The organism is Pseudonocardia sp. CA-142604 (assembly GCF_050948475.1).
Taxonomy (GTDB): Bacteria; Actinomycetota; Actinomycetes; order Mycobacteriales; family Pseudonocardiaceae; genus Pseudonocardia; species Pseudonocardia alaniniphila.
In genome coordinates this window covers 664,837-686,221 of sequence record NZ_CP192045.1, presented here as the reverse complement: position 1 = coordinate 686,221, position 21,385 = coordinate 664,837, and the positions used below count along the sequence as shown (strand labels likewise).

The window sequence follows — 21,385 nt, the reverse complement described above, 5'->3', positions numbered from 1 at the left end:
ACCGTAGATCGCCAGGCGGACGGACGTAGGCTGGAAACATGGTCGAGCCACCGCCGCTCTCCCCACGGCTGAGCCATGTCGGCACCGTGGCGGTAGTGGGCACGACGCTGTGGCTCGTCGGGGCCGTGGTCCTGCTCGCCGCGTGGGCCCTCACCGGCCGGCCGCTGGACATCTGGTTCGCCACATGCGTCGCCGGAACGCTGCTCGGCGCGTTCGGATACGGGGTCTACTCATGGCAGCGGGCGGCCGTACGGCGGGGGTCGCGCAGCGCCCAGCAGGGCCTGGAGTGATCTTCTCCCACCGCATTAGGCTCGGGCCATGACCGACCGACCCATCGCCGTCGTCACCGGCGCCAGCTCGGGCATCGGGGCCTCCACGGCCTACGCCCTCGCGAAGGCCGGCTTCCACGTCGTACTCGGAGCGCGCCGCGTCGACAGATGCGCCGAGATCGCCGCCGCGATCGACGGCACGGCGGTGCGCCTGGACGTCACCGACCCCGAGTCGGTCGCTTCGTTCGCCGCCGCGGTTCCCGTCTGCCGGCTGCTGGTCAACAACGCCGGTGGCGCCAAGGGCCTCGAGCCGGTCGCGGAGGCCGACGAGGAGGACTGGCGCTGGATGTTCGAGACGAACGTGATCGGCACCCTGCGCGTCACCAAGGCGCTGCTGCCTGCGCTGCTCGCATCGGGCGACGGGCACATCGTCACGATCACCTCGATCGCGGCCATCGAGGCCTACGACAACGGCGCGGGCTACACCGGGGCCAAACACGCACAGGCGATGCTGCATCGCACCTTGCGCGGTGAGCTGCTCGGCCAGCCGGTGCGGCTCACCGAAGTCCTGCCCGGACTCGTGGAGACCGATTTCTCCCTCGTGCGTTTCGACGGTGACGCGGACCGGGCAGCGGGCGTGTACCGCGGCATCGAGGCGTTGACGCCCGACGACGTCGCCGACGTGATCGCGTTCGCCGCCACCCGTCCGAGCAACGTGAACATCGACCAGATCGTCGTCAAGCCGCGCAACCAGGCGAGCGCCATGCGGATGAAGCGGGAAGGCTGATACCGATGCTGATCGAGTCCGGTGCCGCGCTCGAGAAGGTGGGTTCCGGAGCCGTCTGGGCCGAAGGTCCGGTGTGGCTGGCGGAGAGCAGGACGGTGCGCTTCAGCGACATCCCGAACAACCGGATCCTCGAGTACTCGGAGCACTCCGGCGAGCTCAGGGTGTACCGCGATGACGTGGAGTTCACCAACGGCCGCACCCTCGGCCTCGACGGTTCGGTGGTCCAGTGCTCGCACGGCAGGCGCGCCGTGGAACGGGAGCGCGACGGCGTCGTCGAGACGATCATCGACAGGTGGGCGGGGGTGCGGTTCAACTCGCCGAACGACGTCGTCGTCAAGAGCGACGGCACCATCTGGTTCAGCGATCCCTCCTACGGGATCCAGAAGCCGGGTGAAGGCCACCCTGGCGAACTGGAGTACCGCGACCACTACGTGTTCCGGTTCGATCCGCGGGACGCGTCGGTCACCCCGGTCGTCATCGACGTCGAGATGCCGAACGGGCTCGCGTTCTCGCCCGACGAGTCGCTGCTGTACGTCGCCGACTCGGGCGTCTCGCCGCCCGACGGCCACCGCGACCCGAACCGGCCGGGTGGCCATTCGATCCACTGCTACGACGTGTTCGACGGCAGGCGGTGCAAGAACGGTCGCGAGTTCGCCGAGGTCGACCCCGGGCTGCCCGACGGGATTCGGGTGGACGAGACCGGCAACGTGTGGACGTCGAGCCTGGACTCGGTGCAGGTGTTCGACCCGGCCGGCAATCGGGTGGAGCGTGTGCCCGTGCCGGAGAAGATCGGCAACCTGTGCTTCGGGGGTGAGGACGGGCGCACCCTCTACATCGTCGCGACGTCGAGCCTGTACCGGATCCGCACCACGGTGCGGGACGCCGCGGCGGTGCTTCGCGGAGCGGCCGAGGGCCGGTAGCCGGCCCCCGCTACGTCGTCTCCTCGGAATGCCTGCGCTCGGTGGCCGCGTCGGCGGGCGCATTGCCCTCCACCGCGTCCACGACCCGCTCCTCGGAGTCGCGCAGGATCTCGACGGCCGCGGCCCGCCGGTCCTCTCCGCCGCGCTCGACCGCCAACTCCTCGGGGAGGGGTTCGGCGCGGGTGATCGCCTGGTCGCTCAGATCATCGGGACGCATGCCGGCGCGTACCCGCACCAGCCGGGAGCGAACCGCCACTAGCGTCGCGTTTCCTCGGCGCTAGAGGGCGGAGAGCTTCTTCCACTGGTCCCAGCTGAGCGTCCAGTCCCAGATGTCGCCGTCACGCGCGGAGAGTTGGACGGGAGTGCCCGTGACCTCGACCGGGTCGCCGTAGAGCGCCGTGTCGTAGTAGGCCTTCGCGTTGTCGATCGAGAGGTTGACGCAACCGTGGGTGACGTTGTCGGAGCCCTGTGCTGCCGCCGATGCCGGGTTGGCGTGGATGAACTCGCCGTTGTTGCTGATCCGCACCGCCCACTGCTCGACCGTGTCGTAGTTGTACTGCTGGCTGACCATCCGCTTGTCGGTGAACTTCTCGCTCACCACGTGGATCCCCGAACGCGTGTTGCGGTTGGGGTCGGTGCCGAGCCCGTAGCTCGCCGGGAAGTCGGCGATCTGGTTGCCGTCGCGCATGACGATCATCCGGTGGCTGTTGACGTCGGCCTTGACGATCTGCGCGCGACCGATCTCGAAGGTGGACGTGACGTCGGCGGCGCCGTAGGCACCCTGCCCGTAGGCCACGCCGAAGAGGTCGGCCTTGACGGTGACCGTGGTGCCGCTCGGCCAGTACGCCTTGGGGCGCCAGTCGACTCGCGAGCCGCCGCCCTCGTCGGGCAGCCAGCCCCACGAGCCCTCGACGGGCACCGACGTGCTGACCGACAGGGCGTGCTCGACCGCGGCCCGGTCGGCGACGTGGCCGTTGAACTGGATGCGCACCGGTGCCGCGACGCCGACGGTGCGCCCGTCACCGATGTTGAGCGTGCCGCGCACGGTCTTCGCGGGCGAGAGGGTGGAGAACGATCCGTTCACCGGCGCGGACTTGCCGTCGGTGCCGACGGCGCTGCCGCTCCAGGTGTAGGTGGTGCCGTAGGCGAGGGGATCCGCGGTGGTCCACTCCGTGTGCTCGCTGTTGAACGAGCCCTTGACCGCCTTCCCCTTCGGACCGGTGAGGGTGACGTCGTCGAACTTGCCCTCGCGGACCGTGGCCGTGGCCTTCGCCGTCGGGTTGGTGCTGTCCGAACCGGCCGCGGGCGAGAAGGAGACCTTGGCCACAGGAGCGACGTCCTGCGGAGGGCCCGGCTCCGGCTGCGATGCACTCGAGACCGTCTCCATGGCCTGCCGTCCGGCCGCGGTGGCCGCGGTGACCACACCCAGCGAACCGATCAGCACCACTGCCAGGACCAGCAGGATCCTCTTCATGAACTTCCCCTCACAGCACTTCCCGCAGGGAGAGAGACGCCCGGACCCCCCGTCCGGTTGCCCTACAACGCTGCTATGCGGAGCGTACGCATCGATCAGATCCGGCAGCCGACCAGCACCGGCTCCGGCACCAGTTCGATCCCGAACCGTTCCTGCACACCACGCCGCACGTCGCTCGCCAGCGCGAGCAGGTCGGCGGTGGTGCCGTCGCCTCGGTTGGTGAGGGCGAGCACGTGCTTGTCGGACAGCGCGACGCGCCCCCCGGGCCCGGGATGGCCCCTCCGGAACCCGGAGTGCTCGATCAGCCAGGCCGCCGGGACCTTGACCAGTCCGGGACCGGCCGGCCAGCGCGGTGCGCCCTCCGGCGCCTCGGCCTCCGGGACCACGGGGTTGGTGAAGAACGAGCCCGCGCTCCAGGTGTCGTGGTCGGTCGCGTCGAGCACCATGCCCTTGCCACGGCGTAGCTCGAGCACGGCCTCCCGCGCCGCCGCAGCCGGAACCCGCGAGCCGGGCTCGACGTCGAGCGCCCTGGCGAGTTCCGGGTAGCGGATCGGCGCGCTCGTGGCGTCGGTGGAGAGGGTGAGACGGACGCGCAGCACGATGGCGTCGTCGCGGCCCTTGAGAGCGCTCGTGCGGTACCCCAGGCCCAGTTCCTCCGCAGGCACGTGCTCGCGGACGATTCCGGCGCCGCGGTCGTAGAGGTCGACGTCGACGAGCAGTTCGGCGATCTCCACACCGTAGGCACCGACGTTCTGCACGGGGGTGGCGCCGGTCCGGCCGGGGATCCCGGAGAGGCACTCCAGCCCGCCCAGCCCATCGGCCACGCAGGCCGCGACGACCCCGTCCCAGTCCTCGCCCGCCTCGACCGTGAGCACCACGGAACCGTTCTCGCCGTGCTCCACGGCCCGTCCGGTGCTGGCGATCCGCACGACGGTGCCCTTCCACCCCTCGTCGGCGATGACGACGTTCGATCCGCCGCCGAGCAGCAACAGGGGCTCCCGGGATGTGTCGGCCGCTCGCACGGCCTCGACGACTGCCTCGGCAGAGGGCGCGGCGACGACCGTGCGCGCCGGACCGCCGAGCCGCAGCGTCGTCAGCGGGGCGAGCCGCGTGGCCACTTCAGGTACCGGCACGAGGGTCAACGGTAGCCTCCCCGTATGCCACGGGAATTCGACTACCGCTCGACGTGGCCGTACCCCGCCGACGAGGTGTACGCCACGATGACCGACCCCGAGTACCTACGCGCGCGGCTGGCGAAGATCGGGGGCCCGGGCGCGGCACTCCTGGAGCACCACCCCGATGCCGACGGCGTGCGCTACCGGCTGCGGCACGGCCTCGACGCGCAGGACATGCCGGCCGCGCTCCGCACGGTGCTGCCGGGAAACATCACCATCGAGCGCGCCGAGAGCTGGAAGAAGCAGGGCCCCGGCCGCTACGACGCCACGGTGGCGGTGACGATCCACAACACGCCCGCGTCAGCGGCAGGTGGCATGCAGTTGCACGACGCCAACCCGGGCAGCGAGCTCCTCCTGCGCCTCGACATCAGCGTCAAGGTTCCCCTGATCGGCGGCCGGATCGAGGACGTCGTGGTCGGGCGGATCGGTGAGCTGTTCGACCTCGAGACGCAGTTCACGCGCGAGTGGCTGGAGCAGCGACACTGACCGCTCGGGCCCCCACCCGGGCGCGGCGCCGCCGGAAGGCGGTGTCCACCAGCCAGAACGCAAGCCCGATCGCCGGCAGCACCCCGCCGAGCACCGACACCCCGAGCCAGCCGTTGCTCGCGTAGGCCGCCGCCGACAGGCCGCTTCCCACCGCGCCGCCGAGGAAGTAGAGCGTCATGTAGGCGGAGTTGAGCCTGCTGCGTGCCTCGGGCCGCAGCGCGTAGACGATCGCCTGGTTGCTGACGTGCACGCCCTGCACGCCGAGGTCGAACAGCAGCAGCCCGATCGCGAGGGCCACCACCGCGCCGGCCCCCGGACGGGCACCCTGGCCGATCAGTAGCCAGGCCAGCGTCGAGACGAGCAGGAACCCGCCAACCGCGTGGTGCGCCCAGCCGCGGTCGGCCAACCGGCCTGCGAACCGTGCGGCCGCCGCCCCCGCCACGCCGAACAGGGCGAAGAGTCCGATGGCGCCCTGTTCGAAGTTGTGCGGCGGCGCGGCCAGCATGAAGCCGATGCTGGTCCAGAGGGCACTGAACGCCGCATAGCTCGTCGCGCTGTAGACCACCCGCCAGCGCAGCACCGGCTCCTCGCGCACCAAGCTGACGACCGAGCGCAGCAGCGCGAAGTAGTGCATCTTCGTGGCGGGCGGCAGCACCGGCAGCGTCCGCCACAGCAGGATGACCGCCACCGCGGTGAGCACGGCGCCGAGCACGAACACCGCACGCCAGCCGAGCGCTTGCGACACCAACCCCGCCACGACCCGCGAGACCAGCACGCCGATCAGCAACCCGCTCATCACCGTGCTGATCGTCTTGCCCTGCTGGCCCTCCGGAGCGAGGTGTGCGGCGAATGGGACGAGCACCTGCGCGGCCACCGTTGTGAGCCCGACGAGCGTCGCGGCCGCGCCGAGGACGGTCAGCGACGGGGCGATGGCGACGACCACCATGCCTGCCACGGTCATCGAGAGCATCGTGACGACGAGCTTGCGGCGTTCCAGCAGGTCACCCAGGGGAACGATGGTGGCGAGCCCGAACGCGTAGCCCAGCTGGATGAGCGTGAGGACCACGCCGACCTGCGACGAGGTGGCGTGGAACGCCTCGGCGAGTGCGTCTTCGAGGGGCTGGGCGTAGTAGTTGTTGGCGACGATGACGCCGGTGGCGAACGTCATTGCAGCCACTGCGCGACGCCGGGTGCCGGCTCTGTCGTCGGTGCCGTTTGCCCGTGAAGTCACGGAGAACAGGATGCTCTGCGGCCGAGCCGCCGAGGGCATGCCGTCTGCCACACCGCGACGGCCACAAGGCACGATCCCCTTGTGGATGCGACCGCCGACCAGCGCTATGTGATCACCTTGAGCTGTCCCGACACCACCGGAATCGTGGCGAGGATCGCAGGCTTCCTCGCAGACGCCGGCGGCTGGATCACGGAGGCGGGCTACCACTCCGACCCGGACACCGGATGGTTCTTCACCCGCCAGGTCGTGCGCGCCGACTCGCTCCCCTACGGCGTCGACGAACTGCGGGACCGCTTCGCCGAGGTCGCGGCAGAGCTCGGCGGGCAGACCGACTGGACGGTCACCGACACCGCGGTGCCCAAGCGTGCCGTGCTCCTGGTGACCAAGGAACCGCACTGCCTGCACGACCTGCTGGGCCGCGTCGCGGCCGGTGAGCTGCCGGTGCAGCTCGACGCCGTGATCGGCAACCACGACGAGCTGGGCGGGATCGTGCGCGCGCACGGCGTGCCGTTCCACCACGTCGAGTTTCCACCGCCGGGCAACGTGCGGTACGCGGTGGAGAAGGAGAAGGCGTTCGACGAGCTGAGCGGGCTCGTCGAGGGCTACGACCCCGACGCGATCGTGCTCGCCCGCTTCATGCAGATCCTTCCGGCACAGGTCTGCCGGGCGTGGGCCGGGCGGGCGCTGAACATCCACCACAGCTTCCTGCCCTCGTTCGTCGGCGCCCGGCCCTACCACCAGGCGTACGCACGCGGGGTGAAGCTGATCGGCGCCACGTGTCACTACGTCACGCCCGACCTGGACGCCGGCCCGATCATCGAGCAGGACGTGATCCGGGTGGACCACAGCGACACCGCGAGCGACATGGTGCGCCGCGGCCGTGACATCGAGCGGCTCGTACTGGCCCGCGGCCTGCGGTGGCACCTGGAGGACCGGGTGCTGGTGCACGGCAACAAGACGGTGGTCTTCCGCTGACGACGCCCTGAACGCACGAACGGCGCTCCCGTCCGTGAGTATCGGACGAGAGCGCCGTTCGTTGGGGGTAGGGAATCAGGCGGCGGTAGCCACCTGAACCGGCTCGAGAGCCAGCTTCAGGACCTCGGCGACGTCTGCCACCGGGTGCACCCGCAGCTCACCGCGCACCGACTCCGGCAGATCGTCGAGGTCGGGCTCGTTGCGCTTCGGGATGATCACGTCGGTCAGCCCGGCCCGGTGCGCGGCCAGCAGCTTCTGCTTGACCCCGCCGATCGGCAGGACCTTGCCCTGCAGCGTGACCTCACCCGTCATCCCGACGTTCGACTTCACCGGTCGCCCGCTGGCGAGCGACGCGAGGGCCGTGGTCATCGTGATGCCGGCGCTCGGCCCGTCCTTCGGCACGGCGCCCGCCGGCACGTGGACGTGCAGCTTGCGCGACGCCAGGTCGCCGGCCAGGCCGCGGGAGCGCAGGTAGCTCAGCGCGATCGACACCGACTCCTTCATGACGTCACCCAGCTGGCCGGTCAGGGTCAGACCAGGCTCGCCCTCCATCGAGGTGGCCTCGATGAACAGCACGTCCCCACCGGCACCGGTGACCGCGAGCCCGGTGGCGACACCAGGCACGGACGTCCGCTCCGCCGTCTCCGGCGTGAACTTCGGCCGGCCGAGGTAGCCCACCAGCGCGTCCGCGTCGATGTGAACGGGCCGCTCGACGTCTTCCCCGTGCGGAGCGTCAGCGGAGCGCGCATCGGCACGGGCGTCGATCTGCACGGCGACCTTCCGCAGGACCTTCGCCAGGCCACGCTCCAGCTGCCGCACACCCGCCTCGCGCGTGTACTCGGCGGCGATCATGCCGAGTGCGACCTCGGAGAACTCGACGTCGGACGGCTCCAGGCCCGCCTTCTCGACCTGGCGCGGCAGCAGGTGGTCGCGCGCGATGGCGACCTTCTCCGCCTCGGTGTAGCCGTCGAGCGTCACGATCTCCATCCGGTCGGCCAGCGGGCCGGGGATGGCCTCGAACACGTTGGCCGTGGCGAGGAACAGCACGTCCGACAGGTCGAGGTCGACCTCGAGGTAGTGGTCGCGGAACGTGTGGTTCTGCGCAGGGTCGAGCACCTCGAGCAGCGCCGCGGTCGGGTCGCCCCGGAAGTCGCTGCCGACCTTGTCGATCTCGTCGAGCAGCACGACCGGGTTCATCGAGCCCGCCTCGCGGATGGCCCGCACGATCCGGCCGGGAAGCGCGCCGACGTAGGTACGCCGGTGCCCGCGGATCTCGGCCTCGTCCCGCACACCGCCCAGGGCGACGCGGACGAACTTGCGGCCCAGGGCCCGCGCGACCGACTCACCCAGCGACGTCTTACCGACACCGGGCGGGCCGACCAGCGACAGAACGGCACCGGACCCGCGGCCGCCGACCTTGTCGAGGCCACGGCGGTTGCGCCGAGCCCGGACGGCCAGGAACTCGATCAGCCGCTCCTTGACGTCGTCGAGGCCGGCGTGGTCGGCGTCGAGGATCGCCCTGGCGGCCACGAGGTCGTCGGTGTCCTCGGTGGTCGTCGTCCACGGGATGTCGAGGACGGTGTCCAGCCAGGTACGGATCCAGCCCGACTCCGGGCTCTGGTCCGACGCGCGCTCCAGCTTGCCCACCTCGGTGAGCGCGGCCTTGCGCACGTGCTCCGGCAGGGCGGCGTTCTCGACCCGCGTGCGGTAGTCGTCGGCGCCCTCGGGCTCGTCGTCACCCAGCTCCTTGCGGATCGCGGCCAGCTGCTGGCGCAGCAGGAACTCGCGCTGGGTCTTCTCCATGCCCTCGCGGACGTCGTTGGCGATCTTCTCGGAGACCTCCTGCTCGGCGACGTGCTCGCGCGTCCACTCGATCAGCAGCTCCAGCCGCTTGACCGGATCGGTCTCGGCGAGCAGCTGGGACTTGTGGTCCAGGTCGAGGTAGGACGCCCAGCCTGCCGTGTCGGCGAGCTGGCCGGGGTCGGTGATCTGCTGCACCGAGTCGATGACCTGCCAGGCACCCCGCTGCTGCAGGATCCCGATGACGAGGGCCTTGTACTCCTTGGCGAGCTCGGTCGCCTTGCCCGTGACGGGCGGGTCGGGGATCGGAGTCGCCTCCACCCACAGCGCGGCACCGGGGCCGGTGACACCGGACCCGATCTGCGCGCGGCCTTCACCGCGCACCACGGCCGCGCGCTCCCCGCTGGGGAGCCTGCCGACCTGCTCGAGGACGGCGATCGTGCCCACTGCGGCGTACTTACCGTCGAGGCGCGGAACGATCAGGACCTTGCGATCGACGCTGTTCGCTGCATCGACCGCCGCCTGCACATCCGGCTCGTCGAGCCGGACGGGAACCACCATGCCGGGCAGCACCACCGAGTCGGCGAGCGGAAGCACCGGCAGCTTCAGCGTCTCTGTCATGCCCCAGTCAACGCTTACACCGTTGAACGAATTCCAGCTCTCAAGTAAGTCCGCCAGCAGCGAACACAGGAAGCTTGAGCCGCTTCCGCTCAACCCACCCGACGCACTATGGAGCCGTAGAGCGGTCGCAACCCCCCGCCCGGCAGCTCTACGGCTCCGTAGTGCGTTTTCCCAGGGCTTCCAGTACTTCTGCATTTTGCAGACGGGTCGTCAGCTCTCCGGGAAGGGCTAGCTTCGAGTGCCGCACGCCGCTCCCGATCACGACGGCAGGGGCCGCTGCCACCGCTGCGTCGACGAGCACCGGCCAGTCCTCGGGCAGGCCGATCGGCGTGATCCCGCCGTACTCCATGCAACTGCGCGCGACGGCGTCGTCCATCGGCGCGAACGAGGCCTTGCGGGCGTTCAGCCGCTTGCGGACCAGCCCGTTGACGTCGGCACGCGTGGTGGCGAGCACCAGGCAGGCCGCGTAGCGCGTCTCCTCGCCGCGCCGACCGGCCACGACCACGCAGTTGGCCGAACCGTCGAGCGGGGACCCGTAGGCCTCGCAGAATGCCGCTGTGTCGGCCAGCCCCGGGTCGATCTCCGCGACACCGACCAGCGCGGCGTCGGCAGGATCGAGCAGCTTGAGGGCATGGGCTACGGGCTCACCCAGCAGATCGGGACGGTCGAGCGCGGGGACCGCCTCCAGCGAGCCGAGGACGGACCAGGCACTCACCAGCGATTACCGCCGCCCTGCACGCCCACCACCGCGGGCTTGACGTCGACGATGTAGACGAGCACGGCTACTAGAGCCGCCAACCAGAACAGGGTGCCGCTGCTGCGCGGACCTCCCTGGAACACGACCAACACCAGCACACTGGCACCGGTGATCCCGAGCCAGGCCGGCTTGGTGAGCTTGTCGGCCGCGGTGAACGCGTCGGCACGCTGCATCAAGGCGTGAATGAAGGCGTAGGCACCCACGGGGATGGCCAGCAGCCACAGCGCCCACAGCACCCAGTCATCGAGGTCGTACAGCAGGCTCACACGGGCAGCCTACCCTGGACGACCACGACACAGCGCCCCCGAGGAGCAGGAGAACCTCGGGGGCGCTGTGCGGATCGGGTCAGCTCTTCGGACCCGTGCCGTTCGTCGTGCCGGTCCGGCGGGTGGCCGGGCGGCGGGTGGCGTCCTTGGGAGCCGTGCGGTTGGCGGCCCTGCGGGTGGCACTGCGGGCGTCGTGGGCCAGCTCGTCGCCGGCCTCGTTGATCGCACCGGCCGTCTCGGCACCGGCCTTGGTCACGGCCTTCGACGCATCAGCGCTGACGTCGGTGACCTTGTCGGCGGTGCGCCCGCTGATGCGCTTGCTGGCGCGGGCCACCCGCTCGCCGGTGGACCGGGTCTGGGTGGTCACCGTGGCCAGGGCCTTGGTGGCGGCATCGTGGGCGTCGTCGACCAGGCCGTCGACACGAGCGTCGAGCTTCTCCGTGTAGGAGCCGAACGTCGCGAGTGCCTGCTCCACCTGGGGCTGCTTGCGGATGCGTCCCCAGGTCTTCTCACCGCGCTCCGCGAATCCTGCGTAGGCCTGCTCGGCCTGCGCACGCAGCTCGGCGACGGTCTTGCGCAGCTCCTCGGAGGACAGGCGCTGCGGCAGCTCGGCGACGCGGTGCTGCACGTCCTCGGCCTGAGCCGTGGCACGCGTGCGGGCCACCATGGCGCGGGCACGAGCAGCCTCGGCGGCCTTGGACACAGCGGCGACGGCGATCTCGCCTGCGCCCAGGACGGCGAACAGCGGGGTGCGGGCGACCTCGGCACGCTCGGCGGCGCTCTTGGTGGCCTGCTCACGGGCCTTACGGACGTCCGCGGCGGTAGGTAGTGACACGGGCATGATGATCACTCCTCGTCAGGATGGTTCGGTGGTGTGGCCGGGGGCGACGTGCTTGCCGCCCTCCTGCCGGAAGGATTGGTAGATCTCGAGGAGCACCTGCTTCTGGCGCTCCGTCAGGGTCGGATCAGCGAGCACGGCGTCGGTGACGTCGCTCGCCGGCCTTTCGTCGAGAATCCCGGCCTTCACGTACAGGGCCTCCGCGGAGATCCGCAGACCCTTCGCGATCTGCTGCAGGATCTCGGCCGACGGCTTGCGCAGCCCCCGCTCGATCTGGCTGAGGTAGGGGTTGCTGACGCCGGCAGTGCGAGCCAGCTGACGCAGCGACACCTGAGCGCTCTCCCGTTGACTGCGGATGTAGCCGCCGATGTCGTCGACGGCCTGGCCGACGGCCTGGCCCGCCTGCTCGACGACCTGGCCGACATGCTCGACCGCGTGTCCGACGCGCTCCCCGGGCCCGTCCTGTCTTGGGGCCCTCGGTACTGGCACGTCCGATCACCTCCCGTTCGCGCAAGCGACTTTACCCACGAACGCTAGCTGTTGCAAGCACAGAGCTTGCACGTTGCGTGGCCTTCGTCACCGGTTCGAGCAGCGCGGACTCACCGCAGGCCGAATTAGGTGTGCTTGCTAAATACTGCACCTATACGACGGGAGATCGCTGTGTGCGATCTGACAATTGCGGAGAGCCACCAGCGCTACGAGCCGAACGCCAGCTGACCGACCGTGTAGATGACGAGCCCGGCGAGCGCACCGACGACCGTGCCGTTGATGCGGATGAACTGCAGGTCACGCCCCACCTGCAGTTCCACCTTGCGCGAGGTCTCCTCTGCGTCCCAACGTTCGACGGTGTCGGTGATCAGCGTGGTGATCTCCGCCCGGTAGTGCCGCACGACGTAGCCGGCCGCGTCGGCCAGCCAGCCGTCGACCTTGTCGCGGAGCTCCGTGTCGTTGCTGAGACGCGTGCCGAGTGCGATGAACCCGTCGCGTACCCGGTTGCGCAGCGCGCTCGATGGATCGGCGGCGGCGTCGAGGATCATCACCTTGACCGTGCTCCAGGCCTGGCCGATGAACTTCTGCACGTCCGGGTGCCCGATGATCTGGAACTTGATCCGCTCGGCGCGCTCGATCGTCTCCGGGTCGCGCTGCAGGTCGGTGGCGAACTCGACGAGAAAGCGGTCGACCGCCTTGCGTAACGGGTGCTCGGGGTCGGTCTTCACGTTCCACGCGAAGTTCTGCACCTCGAGGTACACCCGGTCGGCGATGAGGTCGTCGACGAACCTGGGCGACCACGACGGCGCCCTCTCGTGCACGACCCGCAGGACCATGTCGTGGTTGGCCGTGACCCAGTCGTATGCGCGGTCGCACACCAGATCGACCAGGCGCAGGTGCGACCCGTCGGCCAGAACGCCCTCCAGCACCGTGCCGAGCGGCGGCCCGATCGGGCGTTCCAGGAGCTTCGGCACGAGGATCTGCTCGATCACCTCCTGCACGTCCTCGTCGCGCAGCACGGTGACGACACCACGGGCGGCCGTGGCGAGCTCGGCGGTGATGCGGGAGGCGTTGGCCTCCTGGCCGATCCACGCACCGACCCGCTGCGACACCTGGACGCGGGCGAGCTTGTCGCGCACCACGTCCTCGGACAGGAAGTTCTCCCCGACGAAGTCGCCGAGGCTGTCGCCGATCATGTCCTTCTTCGTCGGGATGATCGCGGTGTGCGGGATCGGCAGCCCCAGTGGGCGCCGGAAGAGCGCGGTGACGGCGAACCAGTCGGCGAGCGCGCCCACCATCCCTGCCTCGGCCGTGGCGCGGACATACCCGATCCACGCCGGCCCGTCATTGACCTCCCACCAACGGGACACCAGGAAGATGACCGTGGCGAGCAGCAGCAGTCCGGTGGCGAAGCGCTTCATCCGCCGCAGGTCACGCGCGCGGGTGGCGGCGTCGATCCGGCCGAAACCCAGGCCGACCTCGACGACAGGTCGCGGGAACGAGCCCGCGGGGCGCTTCGCCTCCGGCGCTTCCGATCCGGGGCTCTCCGAGATCTGCACGAACCCATACTGCCTGCCCGACCGCAGTCTCGTTGTCCGGAACTGGGTCTGGCCGGGGTCGATGGTGTTCCACCGACCCCGGCCACGTTCGTGGTGCGGCCGCACGGCGAGGGATCCCCCCTGGGACTAGCCCCCCTCGGGCGCCACACCACCGGCGAGCCCGGGTCCCCCCGGCGCGGCGCGACGAGCCGCGTCAGCGGGAGGTGAGCCGGGTGCCGGCTGCGCGGTCCGTCAGAACCGCAGTCCGACCGCCATCGCACCGGCGGGCCGCTGGGCGCCCGGGTGCAACTCACGGTCGGCCCGCCACCGAACGGCATCGGCGGCGGCATGCACGATCAGGCCCGGCGACGGCACCCGGTAGCCGGTGAGCGCGGGCGCGACCCGCCAGTGCACCCAGCCGTCGGGCACCTGGGACGGCGGAGCCAGCACCGCGGCACCAGCGGTGTGGAGGGCGACGCCGGCGGTCTCGCTCAGCTCATCCGTGAGCGCGCCACCGGTGGCGACCGGGAACCACCACGACCCGGTGGGCGTGGCCGCGACCGGCACGACCGCTCCCGCGGCGCGCAGCTGTGCGCAGACCTGGCGCCCACAGGCCGCCGGTACCTCGATGACATCGAGGGTTGAGCCGGTGATCAATAGGAGCGACGTGGCCGACTCCTCCACCACGGGCCACCCGTGGTCGACGAACTCGAGCGCCGCCGCACGCAGCTCCGCGCCGTACACCGCGCGGTAGCTGTCCCAGCCCGGCATCTTTGACCTCCGATGGTGTGCGAGCCCGCCCGGTTGGCGTGTCTCTGTGAGGCTCAACACTGAGCATGACGGCTCCGACACGCGTTTCAGAGCCCGCAGCGGCGACCGAGCCCGACTCCGAGACGAGCGGGAGCGCCTCCGGACGTAGTCCGTTCGGCCCTCGTGAACGGCGGGCGACCGGTAGGCGTCGGGGGATCGACGGCTGGTCCGTGTGGAGGTATGTCGCTTGTCGCCGGTTATCGTCGGCCAGCGGCTGGAACGATGCTCCGGTGCTGATGATCACCGGTGGGACGGGCTATCTGGGGAGCGCACTGGTCGAGCTGGCCGTGCGGGAGGGGCACGACGTCCGCGTGCTCGTGCGAGACCAGGCGAAGGCGGCGGAGCTCCTACCCGATGGCGTGGACGTCGTGGTGGGCGATCTGGCCGACACCGATGCGGTGCGCCGCGCCGTGCACGGCTGCCACGCGGTGCTGCATCTCGCGGGCTCCGTGGAGAGCTCGGCCGAGGCGACCCGCAGGGCCAACGTCGAGGGCACACGCTCGGTGCTGGCCGCCGCGACGGACGCCGGGGTGGCGCGCTTGGTCTACACCAGCAGCAGCGCGGCGGTGATCGACTCCTCGGGACTGGTGGCCGAGTCCCCGACGGGGGCGCACGCCCTCACCGACCCCTATTCCGTGAGCAAGGCCGCCGCCGAGGAGCTCGTGCTGACGGCCGCCGCAGGCGGCATGGGCGCGGTCATCGTCAACCCGGTGAGCATCTACGGCCCGAGCCCGCGGGGGCCGTTGTCCTACAACGGTCTGTTCATCGCGGCCGCTCGTGGCGAGGTGCCGGCCGTGGTGGACGCCGCCGTGGGATGGGTCCTCGCAGAGGACGCGGCAGCCGGGCACCTGCTCGCCCTGGAGCGGGGCGAGCCGGGCCAGCGGTACGTGCTGAGCGGAGAGGTGGCCACGTTCGGCCGCGTCCTGCACGCCTTCGCCGACCACGTGGGTGGCACGCGGGTGCGCACGCTGCCGCCGGGCTCATCACTCGGGGAGGACGCCGACACGTACGCCCGCCGCTCCGAGGTCTACGGGCACCTGCCGCCGGTGCGGGTGGACGACGCGGGCGCGCGGGCGCTGGGCTTCTCACCGGTCGGTGTGGACGAGGGTGTGGCCCGCACGGCAGCGTGGGCCGGGGGCAGCTGACCGACCGACCTAGTGCCGAGGAAACGAGGTCGTCTTACCCGCCTCCGACGCCCAGACGGCGCCTCGCGGCGTTGTCGTCGGCCCCGATACAACAGCGGTATCGGCGCCTCCTCCGCCTTGCGATCCATCCGCCTGGACACCGGATCCGGGCAAGGAACCCCGTTTCCACGACACTGGAGACGCCGATGCCGGCGCCCATGACGGGCGCCGGCATCGAAGCTGCGATCCGAGAGAGGCTCTCTCAGATGGGGCGGACCGTGTCGGCCTGCGGGCCCTTGGCGCCCTGGCTCGCCTCGAAGGAGACGCGCTGGTTCTCCTCCAGGGTGCGGAAGCCGTCCGACTGAATGGCCGAGTAGTGGACGAAGACGTCCGGGCCGTTGTCGTCGGTCGCGATGAAGCCGAAGCCCTTCTCGGCGTTGAACCACTTGACGGTGCCCTGCGGCATACCTGTTCTCCATACGTGAAGCGGACCCTGCCGGCACTGTGCCGACTGGGGGCTGCACGGGAACACCGACGAACGCTTGAAACCTCTGCATCGCCTGTGAAGCCCACCGTCACTCTCCACGGACGCTTCACAACGATCGAGGAAGACACGACTGCAACCGCGGCAGAACCTATCACGGGGGCCTGCGAGCGCGTGTAAGTCGATTCGGCCGATGGTTGGTTCGCATGGCCAAAGCGAAAGCCGCCCGTTGCCGTACCGTGACCTTTGTTCCCCGGCCCTGTGACGAAGCGAAGGATCCACATGCCCCCTGTCCTGCAGGAACGCCCGCCGGCCGCCGCCCTCACCGAGGGCCGCAAGTCCGACACCGAGCAGGCCCTCGTCATCGCGTTCATGGTGATACCGCTGCTGGCGGTGGCCGCCGCGGTCCCACTGGCCTGGGGCTGGGGACTCAGCTGGCTCGACGTAGGCCTCGCCGCGGCGTTCTACGTCCTGAGCGGGCTGGGCGTCACTGTCGGGTTCCATCGCTACTTCACACACGGTTCCTTCAAGGCGAAGCGACCGTTGCGGATCGCCCTCGCCGTGGCGGGGAGCATCTCGTTCCAGGGCAGCGTCGTCGGCTGGGTGGCCGACCATCGGCGCCACCACGCCTTCTCCGACAAGGACGGCGACCCCCACTCACCCTGGCTGTTCGGCACCGGTCCGGCGGCTCTCGTCCGCGGCTTCTGGCACTCCCACATGGGCTGGCTGCTGGGCCGCGACCGCACCAACGCACGCCGCTTCGCGCCCGACCTGCTGGCCGACCGTGACATCGCGGCGGTCGACCGGAGCTTCATCGTGCTGACGCTGGCGAGCCTCGGCCTGCCTGCCCTCATCGGCGGTCTGGTCAGCTGGTCGTGGTGGGGCGCCCTGACCGCGTTCTTCTGGGCCGGCCTCGTGCGGGTGGCGGTGCTGCACCACGTCACCTGGTCCATCAACTCGATCTGTCACATGGTGGGCGACCGCCCGTTCGCCGCACGTGACCGCTCCGGGAACGTGTGGTGGCTCGCCGTGCTCTCGTTCGGCGAGTCGTGGCACAACCTGCACCACGCCGACCCGACCTGCGCACGGCACGGGGTGAAGCGTGGGCAGGTGGACATCTCCGCCGCCGTCATCCGGGTCTTCGAGAAGCTCGGCTGGGCCCACTCCGTGCGCTGGCCAACGGCTCGCAGGCTGGAGCGGCTCTCGCGGTGAGCCGACCCGGGGCCGGCCCCGCTACCGGGCCGGCTCCGGCACCAGGCCGCTCTCCAGCGCGCGGAAGACCACGTCGAGCAACTCGTGCAGGTTGCCGCCCTCCGTGAGCCAGCGCTCGTAAGCGGCCAGCGCCACGCCCAGACTGGCGTGCCCGATCGTCTGCGGCACGAGATCATCGGGCGACAGGCCGAGTCGCGATGCGGCGTACTCCGCCACCACCCGACGCCATTTCGCGTAGCGCAGTGTCGAATGGGCCTGGAGCGCAGGTGTGTCGAGGATCAGCCGCAACCGCCGCCTGTGCCAGGGTTGCTCGTCGGGATGCACCTCGTTGAAGTCGAGGACCGCGCGCCGGACTCCCGCCATTATCGGCAGATCCGAGGGAAGCGCAGCGAAGGTCCGGCGCATCCGTTCGAGCTCTTCGTCGAACGCACCCCACGGAATGTCGTTCTTCGAGCGGTAGTAACGGAAGACGGTGCGACGCCCGATGCCCGCAGCATTGGCAATGTCGTCCACCGTGGTGGTGTCGAAGCCGCGTTCGCTGAACAGCTCCAGCGCAATGTGTTCGATCTCGTACCGCGTGGTGACGGGACGGCGGCCGGCTCTGCGGGCCGGAGCCGTGTCATCCATCGGGTGTGCGGACATGTCGAATTCCTCGGCGGGCGCGAGCACTAGCGGCCACAAACCGCCTGATCGTCCCACGGCGAGCCGATGGGCACCGGGCCGCGCCGCCGCAAGCCCCGGCCGTCAGGGGCGGCGATACGGCGAGGGCCGCGCGGTGCGAGCCCCTCCCGGTGCGCTCGGCACGGCGGAGAGCCCCATCCGCACGGTGTTGCGACCGGCATGCTTCGCGCAGTACATCGCGGCATCGGCCACCTCGAGCAGCCGCCCCAGCTCGTTGCCGTCGGCCGGCATCATCGCGCCGCCGATGGAGACGCTGAGGTGGTCGATCACCGCCTGCCCCACCGGGTCGGCGAGGTCGACCCGCAGCGCCCTGATCCTCCGGCGGATGCGCTCCGCCACAGCCTCCGCCCCGGGGTGCCCGTCCTCACCGTCGAGACCGGGCAGGAGGACGACGAACTCCTCGCCCCCGAAGCGCCCGACGATGTCGTCGTCACGCACCTCACTGCGCACCGCAGCCGCGACGGTGGCGAGCACCTGGTCGCCCACGAGGTGTCCGTACCGGTCGTTGACGTGCTTGAAGTGGTCGAGGTCCAGCACCAGCACGGTGGCGTGCCCGCCCGAGCGTTCGACGCGTCGCAGCGCCCGGCTGGCCTGGTCGTGCCAGGCAGCGGCGTTGAGCAGCCCCGTCTTGCCATCGGTGCTGGCGGCCTCCTCGAGCTGGCGCACGAGGACGGTGCGGTGGAGCACGATCAACGGGGGGAGCACCAGCACCGCATACCCAGGTCCGAAGGACGCCATCGCGCACGCGGCGAGCGCCCCCATGGAGAGCGTGGCGAACTCCAGAACGGCATCGTCACCGTGACAGAGCGTCTGCAGGAACGTGGAGAAACGGCGGTTCGGGCCGCACAACACGATCACCGCGACGACCAGGGTCATGTTGACCGCTGCGTACACCACCAGGGCGAGCAGCACCGTCAGCAGGCCACCGACGGTGCGGAAGAGAACGGTGGGCTCGCTCAGCGCCATCACGGCCGCGGCGGCCTGCACGGCGAGCACGACGGTGGCCGTGCTGAACAAGGCCCGGTGGGGTGGCACACCCGAGCGGCGCCACACGCGCGCGTAGATGTGCAGACAGAGCACGAGCGCCACGGCCACGGCCAGCGGTGCAGGAAGCAGCGCGGCAGCCGCGAACGTCCAGACCGAGCTCAGGTCGATGTGCGGCCCCTCGTCCGACTGGCGCCTGACGCGCTCGACGCCCAGCGAGGCTTCGGTGCTGACGATGCCCGCCGCGGTCAGCACGGCCAGGATGAGCGCCCACGAGTGCGGTAGATCGCCGATGCCGTGGCGCAGGCTCATGACGAATGTGCCGACAGCCACCAGCTCGACGAGCAGGATCACGGTGAGTACCGGTGCGGGTAGCGACCACACGCCCCAACGGGTGAGGCCCACAGGGCCGCGCCGTGGCAGTCGCATTCCCGAGAACCCTTTCGAGCGGGCTGTCGTCACGTTCACATGCCCCCCATCCCCCGACGGATGGTAGCCGGATGACAACCCTACGTCAGCGGCTCGGGCGAACTGATCCACCCGCCGAGCGGTGAGCTGCCGCAGCGAGGCCGGCAACGGCACACGCCGCGTATACATCCAGGGGGCCGCGCTCCCAGCCTTTCCGGCAGGCCGAACGAGACATGGCCAGGCCAGGATACCTGGCCTGCCGCCACGGAGCAGGAAAGCTCGTGATGCCGAGCGCTGCAGAAGTTGTGGCCAGGGGCGGGGTCGAACCGCCGACCTACCGCTTTTCAGGCGGTCGCTCGTACCAACTGAGCTACCTGGCCGAACCGGCGGTGTGCCGGAAGGTGGAGCGACCCAGACGGGACTCGAACCCGCGACCTTCGCCGTGACAGGGCGACGCGCTAACCAACTGCGCCACTGGGCCTTGCTGTACTGCATCGTACGGTCGTGCCGGTGAAACGTACCCCCAACGGGATTCGAACCCGCGCTGCCGCCTTGAAAGGGCGGAGTCCTAGGCCGCTAGACGATGGGGGCTTGGACCACCAGGGCAGTCCCCGCCCGCAACGGCTGTCCGTTGGGAGCCGCATAAGCATATGACAGGGTCTGGAGGGCCCCACACCCGGGGGTGCCTATCGAGCCGGACCGGCTCGACCGCAGGTCACGGCCGAGCCGGCGGGCCATCAGCGGGTGACGGGCGGTGGCTGGTCGGGGTTGGCCGAGATCAACCCGAGCATGTCGAGCAACTGCCGGAGGTCGTCGGAGTCGGCCGAGTTGCGCGCGACCACCAGCCTCGCGCGGTGGAGCTGGTCGTCGGAGACGCGATAGGCGTCCGCAGCCGTGCGCTGACTCGGGATGGCGCCCCCCGGCGCCATCCGTTCCTCACCGATCTCCCGCCGTGCACTTCCGATACCACTCATCGACGCCTCCCCGTGCGGTCGCCACCAGGCCCCGACCGATCGGGGGCGCGCAACCGCGGACATCGCCGTCCGCAGGACTCGGTCGCCTTTCCCGGCGCGGGTACCCCACCCCGAGCCGGAACGCCCCGTAGCCACCCCCGTGGCCGTGACCGGCACGTTACCTACCGCCCTTCCGCGACGCACCCCCTCTTAGCGGGAGAAGATCGGACTCGACCGTGACGGAGCGAACACAGGAGACTCGCGAGAGTCGCCACGCTTCCTTACCCCCTGGCCGTATTGTCACCACCGGAATCGTGAACGGCGTGGGCCGGGCGGGGAGCGGATGCCGGTTCTGCCACCATTCGACCCACATCCGAGGAGGCCCTGCATGTCCGTCGAGGCACCGTTCCGCACCCAGGTCACCGTCGCCGGGATGACTTGCCAGCACTGCGTGATGTCCGTCACGGAGGAGATCAGCGAGATCCACGGCGTCGACGCCGTGGAGGTCAGCCTGGAGAGCGGGGCCGTCACGGTGCTCGCGGACCGCGAGGTCGCCCGTCACGAGATCGCGGCGGCCATCACCGAGGCCGGCTACGACCTCGTCGACTGAGTCGAGCCGACCATGAGCGGAGCGGTTCCCCTGGCCGTAGCGTGTGCTCGGCGATCTCCGGCCATCCCCCGGTCGTAGGCTCCGCGCATGCCTCCGCCCCGCGATCGCTCCCGCTCGCGCCATCGCGCACCGGCTCCCAGCGGGAGAAGCCCGGTCGCGAAACAGCCGGATGATCCCGTCGTCGAGGACGGGGAGCTCAGCTCGTACCTCGCCGCACTCTCGGGCGACGGCCAGGGTTCCACCGAACTGACCGGCCGCTTCGGGTCCGCTCAGGTCTTCCAGCTCCGGCTGCCCGCGTTGCGGATCGAGCAGTTGAGACGCATCGCAGCGGACCGCGGCGTCTCGCCCGGCGCCTTGGCCGTGGACTGGGTGATCGAGCGGCTGAACAGGGAGGACACGGCCACCGGGCCGCTCCCCGTCGTAACCGACGAGGACGAGGACGGCAACGAGGACCGCCCGCGGCGCGGACGGGGCTGGTTCGGGCTGCGGTAGG

Annotated in this window: 24 protein-coding genes and 3 tRNA genes; 9 read left to right on the top strand and 18 right to left on the bottom strand. The window is 70.4% G+C overall.

Annotated elements, in window-relative coordinates:
* Window positions 1–38 precede the first annotated feature (38 nt).
* The 3 genes from ACQPZQ_RS03300 to ACQPZQ_RS03290 are packed head-to-tail and all read left to right on the top strand — an operon-like array spanning window position 39 to window position 1,976.
* Complete coding sequence (locus ACQPZQ_RS03300; protein ID WP_241038479.1) at window positions 39–290, top strand: DUF2530 domain-containing protein; 252 nt, start codon at window positions 39–41, stop codon at window positions 288–290.
* 28 nt (window positions 291–318) lie between these two features.
* Complete coding sequence (locus tag ACQPZQ_RS03295; RefSeq protein ID WP_433291895.1) at window positions 319–1,056, top strand: SDR family NAD(P)-dependent oxidoreductase; 738 nt, start codon at window positions 319–321, stop codon at window positions 1,054–1,056.
* 5 nt (window positions 1,057–1,061) lie between these two features.
* Window positions 1,062–1,976, top strand: a complete 915-nt coding sequence (locus tag ACQPZQ_RS03290; RefSeq protein WP_433291893.1) for an SMP-30/gluconolactonase/LRE family protein — start codon at window positions 1,062–1,064, stop codon at window positions 1,974–1,976.
* Between the two features lie 10 nt (window positions 1,977–1,986).
* Here the strand turns inward: ACQPZQ_RS03290 and ACQPZQ_RS03285 are convergent, their stop codons facing one another.
* The 3 genes from ACQPZQ_RS03285 to ACQPZQ_RS03275 form a co-directional block, all read right to left on the bottom strand.
* Entirely contained in the window at window positions 1,987–2,232 is a 246-nt protein-coding gene (locus ACQPZQ_RS03285) for a hypothetical protein (protein WP_433291891.1), read from the bottom strand.
* Between the two features lie 21 nt (window positions 2,233–2,253).
* On the bottom strand, window positions 2,254–3,450 hold the full coding sequence (locus ACQPZQ_RS03280) for a L,D-transpeptidase (protein ID WP_433291889.1): 1,197 nt from the start codon (window positions 3,448–3,450) through the stop codon (window positions 2,254–2,256).
* Window positions 3,451–3,545: 95 nt separating this feature from the next.
* A complete protein-coding gene (locus ACQPZQ_RS03275; RefSeq protein ID WP_433291887.1) occupies window positions 3,546–4,583 on the bottom strand; it encodes a UDP-N-acetylmuramate dehydrogenase in 1,038 nt (345 codons plus the stop codon).
* A gap of 24 nt (window positions 4,584–4,607) precedes the next feature.
* On the opposite strand from ACQPZQ_RS03275, the gene ACQPZQ_RS03270 reads away from it, so the two are divergent.
* Entirely contained in the window at window positions 4,608–5,111 is a 504-nt protein-coding gene (locus ACQPZQ_RS03270) for a DUF2505 domain-containing protein (protein WP_433291885.1), read from the top strand.
* Here the strand turns inward: ACQPZQ_RS03270 and ACQPZQ_RS03265 are convergent.
* The gene (locus ACQPZQ_RS03265) at window positions 5,080–6,342 is read right to left on the bottom strand and encodes an MFS transporter (RefSeq protein ID WP_433291883.1); all 1,263 of its coding nucleotides are present in this window, start codon (window positions 6,340–6,342) and stop codon (window positions 5,080–5,082) included. The genes ACQPZQ_RS03270 and ACQPZQ_RS03265 overlap by 32 nt on opposite strands.
* A gap of 81 nt (window positions 6,343–6,423) precedes the next feature.
* On the opposite strand from ACQPZQ_RS03265, the gene purU reads away from it, so the two are divergent.
* Window positions 6,424–7,317, top strand: a complete 894-nt coding sequence (gene purU / locus ACQPZQ_RS03260; protein ID WP_433291881.1) for a formyltetrahydrofolate deformylase — start codon at window positions 6,424–6,426, stop codon at window positions 7,315–7,317.
* Between the two features lie 75 nt (window positions 7,318–7,392).
* Here purU and lon read toward each other — a convergent pair whose 3' ends face one another.
* From lon to ACQPZQ_RS03225, 7 genes are all read right to left on the bottom strand, one after another.
* On the bottom strand, window positions 7,393–9,738 hold the full coding sequence (gene lon / locus ACQPZQ_RS03255; protein WP_433291879.1) for an endopeptidase La: 2,346 nt from the start codon (window positions 9,736–9,738) through the stop codon (window positions 7,393–7,395).
* A gap of 148 nt (window positions 9,739–9,886) precedes the next feature.
* The gene (locus ACQPZQ_RS03250; RefSeq protein WP_433291877.1) at window positions 9,887–10,453 is read right to left on the bottom strand and encodes a YbaK/EbsC family protein; all 567 of its coding nucleotides are present in this window, start codon (window positions 10,451–10,453) and stop codon (window positions 9,887–9,889) included.
* The gene (locus tag ACQPZQ_RS03245; RefSeq protein ID WP_241038661.1) at window positions 10,450–10,752 is read right to left on the bottom strand and encodes a DUF2516 family protein; all 303 of its coding nucleotides are present in this window, start codon (window positions 10,750–10,752) and stop codon (window positions 10,450–10,452) included. Before ACQPZQ_RS03245 ends, ACQPZQ_RS03250 begins: the two co-directional genes overlap by 4 nt.
* 88 nt (window positions 10,753–10,840) lie before the next feature.
* The gene (locus ACQPZQ_RS03240) at window positions 10,841–11,602 is read right to left on the bottom strand and encodes a hypothetical protein (RefSeq protein WP_433291875.1); all 762 of its coding nucleotides are present in this window, start codon (window positions 11,600–11,602) and stop codon (window positions 10,841–10,843) included.
* Between the two features lie 15 nt (window positions 11,603–11,617).
* Complete coding sequence (locus ACQPZQ_RS03235; RefSeq protein WP_433298982.1) at window positions 11,618–11,968, bottom strand: helix-turn-helix domain-containing protein; 351 nt, start codon at window positions 11,966–11,968, stop codon at window positions 11,618–11,620.
* 326 nt (window positions 11,969–12,294) lie between these two features.
* The gene (locus tag ACQPZQ_RS03230; RefSeq protein ID WP_433298980.1) at window positions 12,295–13,509 is read right to left on the bottom strand and encodes a DUF445 domain-containing protein; all 1,215 of its coding nucleotides are present in this window, start codon (window positions 13,507–13,509) and stop codon (window positions 12,295–12,297) included.
* 369 nt (window positions 13,510–13,878) lie between these two features.
* On the bottom strand, window positions 13,879–14,397 hold the full coding sequence (locus ACQPZQ_RS03225) for a bifunctional DNA primase/polymerase (RefSeq protein WP_433291873.1): 519 nt from the start codon (window positions 14,395–14,397) through the stop codon (window positions 13,879–13,881).
* 275 nt (window positions 14,398–14,672) lie between these two features.
* On the opposite strand from ACQPZQ_RS03225, the gene ACQPZQ_RS03220 reads away from it, so the two are divergent.
* Window positions 14,673–15,581 (top strand): NAD-dependent epimerase/dehydratase family protein, encoded by a 909-nt coding sequence (locus tag ACQPZQ_RS03220; RefSeq protein ID WP_433298978.1) that lies wholly within the window; start codon window positions 14,673–14,675, stop codon window positions 15,579–15,581.
* A 241-nt stretch (window positions 15,582–15,822) separates the two neighbouring features.
* Here ACQPZQ_RS03220 and ACQPZQ_RS03215 read toward each other — a convergent pair whose 3' ends face one another.
* Complete coding sequence (locus ACQPZQ_RS03215) at window positions 15,823–16,026, bottom strand: cold-shock protein (RefSeq protein WP_142059975.1); 204 nt, start codon at window positions 16,024–16,026, stop codon at window positions 15,823–15,825.
* A 300-nt stretch (window positions 16,027–16,326) separates the two neighbouring features.
* Between ACQPZQ_RS03215 and ACQPZQ_RS03210 the strand changes: the two genes are divergently transcribed.
* Window positions 16,327–17,256, top strand: coding sequence for an acyl-CoA desaturase (locus ACQPZQ_RS03210; protein WP_433291871.1), 930 nt, complete (start codon window positions 16,327–16,329; stop codon window positions 17,254–17,256).
* 21 nt (window positions 17,257–17,277) lie between these two features.
* On the opposite strand, the gene mftR is transcribed toward ACQPZQ_RS03210, so the two are convergent.
* The 6 genes from mftR to ACQPZQ_RS03180 all read right to left on the bottom strand — a co-directional run bounded on the left by mftR (window position 17,278) and on the right by ACQPZQ_RS03180 (window position 20,303).
* Window positions 17,278–17,898 (bottom strand): mycofactocin system transcriptional regulator, encoded by a 621-nt coding sequence (gene mftR / locus ACQPZQ_RS03205; RefSeq protein ID WP_433291869.1) that lies wholly within the window; start codon window positions 17,896–17,898, stop codon window positions 17,278–17,280.
* A gap of 102 nt (window positions 17,899–18,000) precedes the next feature.
* A complete protein-coding gene (locus ACQPZQ_RS03200) occupies window positions 18,001–19,350 on the bottom strand; it encodes a GGDEF domain-containing protein (RefSeq protein ID WP_433291867.1) in 1,350 nt (449 codons plus the stop codon).
* Window positions 19,351–19,635: 285 nt separating this feature from the next.
* Window positions 19,636–19,709, bottom strand: a tRNA-Phe gene (locus ACQPZQ_RS03195).
* A 27-nt stretch (window positions 19,710–19,736) separates the two neighbouring features.
* Window positions 19,737–19,810 (bottom strand) — tRNA-Asp (locus ACQPZQ_RS03190).
* Between the two features lie 37 nt (window positions 19,811–19,847).
* A tRNA-Glu gene (locus tag ACQPZQ_RS03185) sits at window positions 19,848–19,920 on the bottom strand.
* 146 nt (window positions 19,921–20,066) lie between these two features.
* Window positions 20,067–20,303: a hypothetical protein gene (locus ACQPZQ_RS03180; protein ID WP_241038455.1), complete on the bottom strand. Its 237-nt coding sequence runs from the start codon at window positions 20,301–20,303 to the stop codon at window positions 20,067–20,069.
* A 367-nt stretch (window positions 20,304–20,670) separates the two neighbouring features.
* Between ACQPZQ_RS03180 and ACQPZQ_RS03175 the strand changes: the two genes are divergently transcribed.
* Both ACQPZQ_RS03175 and ACQPZQ_RS03170 read left to right on the top strand, forming a co-directional pair.
* Window positions 20,671–20,892 (top strand): heavy-metal-associated domain-containing protein, encoded by a 222-nt coding sequence (locus ACQPZQ_RS03175; protein ID WP_433291865.1) that lies wholly within the window; start codon window positions 20,671–20,673, stop codon window positions 20,890–20,892.
* Between the two features lie 87 nt (window positions 20,893–20,979).
* Window positions 20,980–21,384: a hypothetical protein gene (locus ACQPZQ_RS03170; RefSeq protein WP_433291863.1), complete on the top strand. Its 405-nt coding sequence runs from the start codon at window positions 20,980–20,982 to the stop codon at window positions 21,382–21,384.
* Window position 21,385: the final 1 nt, after the last annotated feature.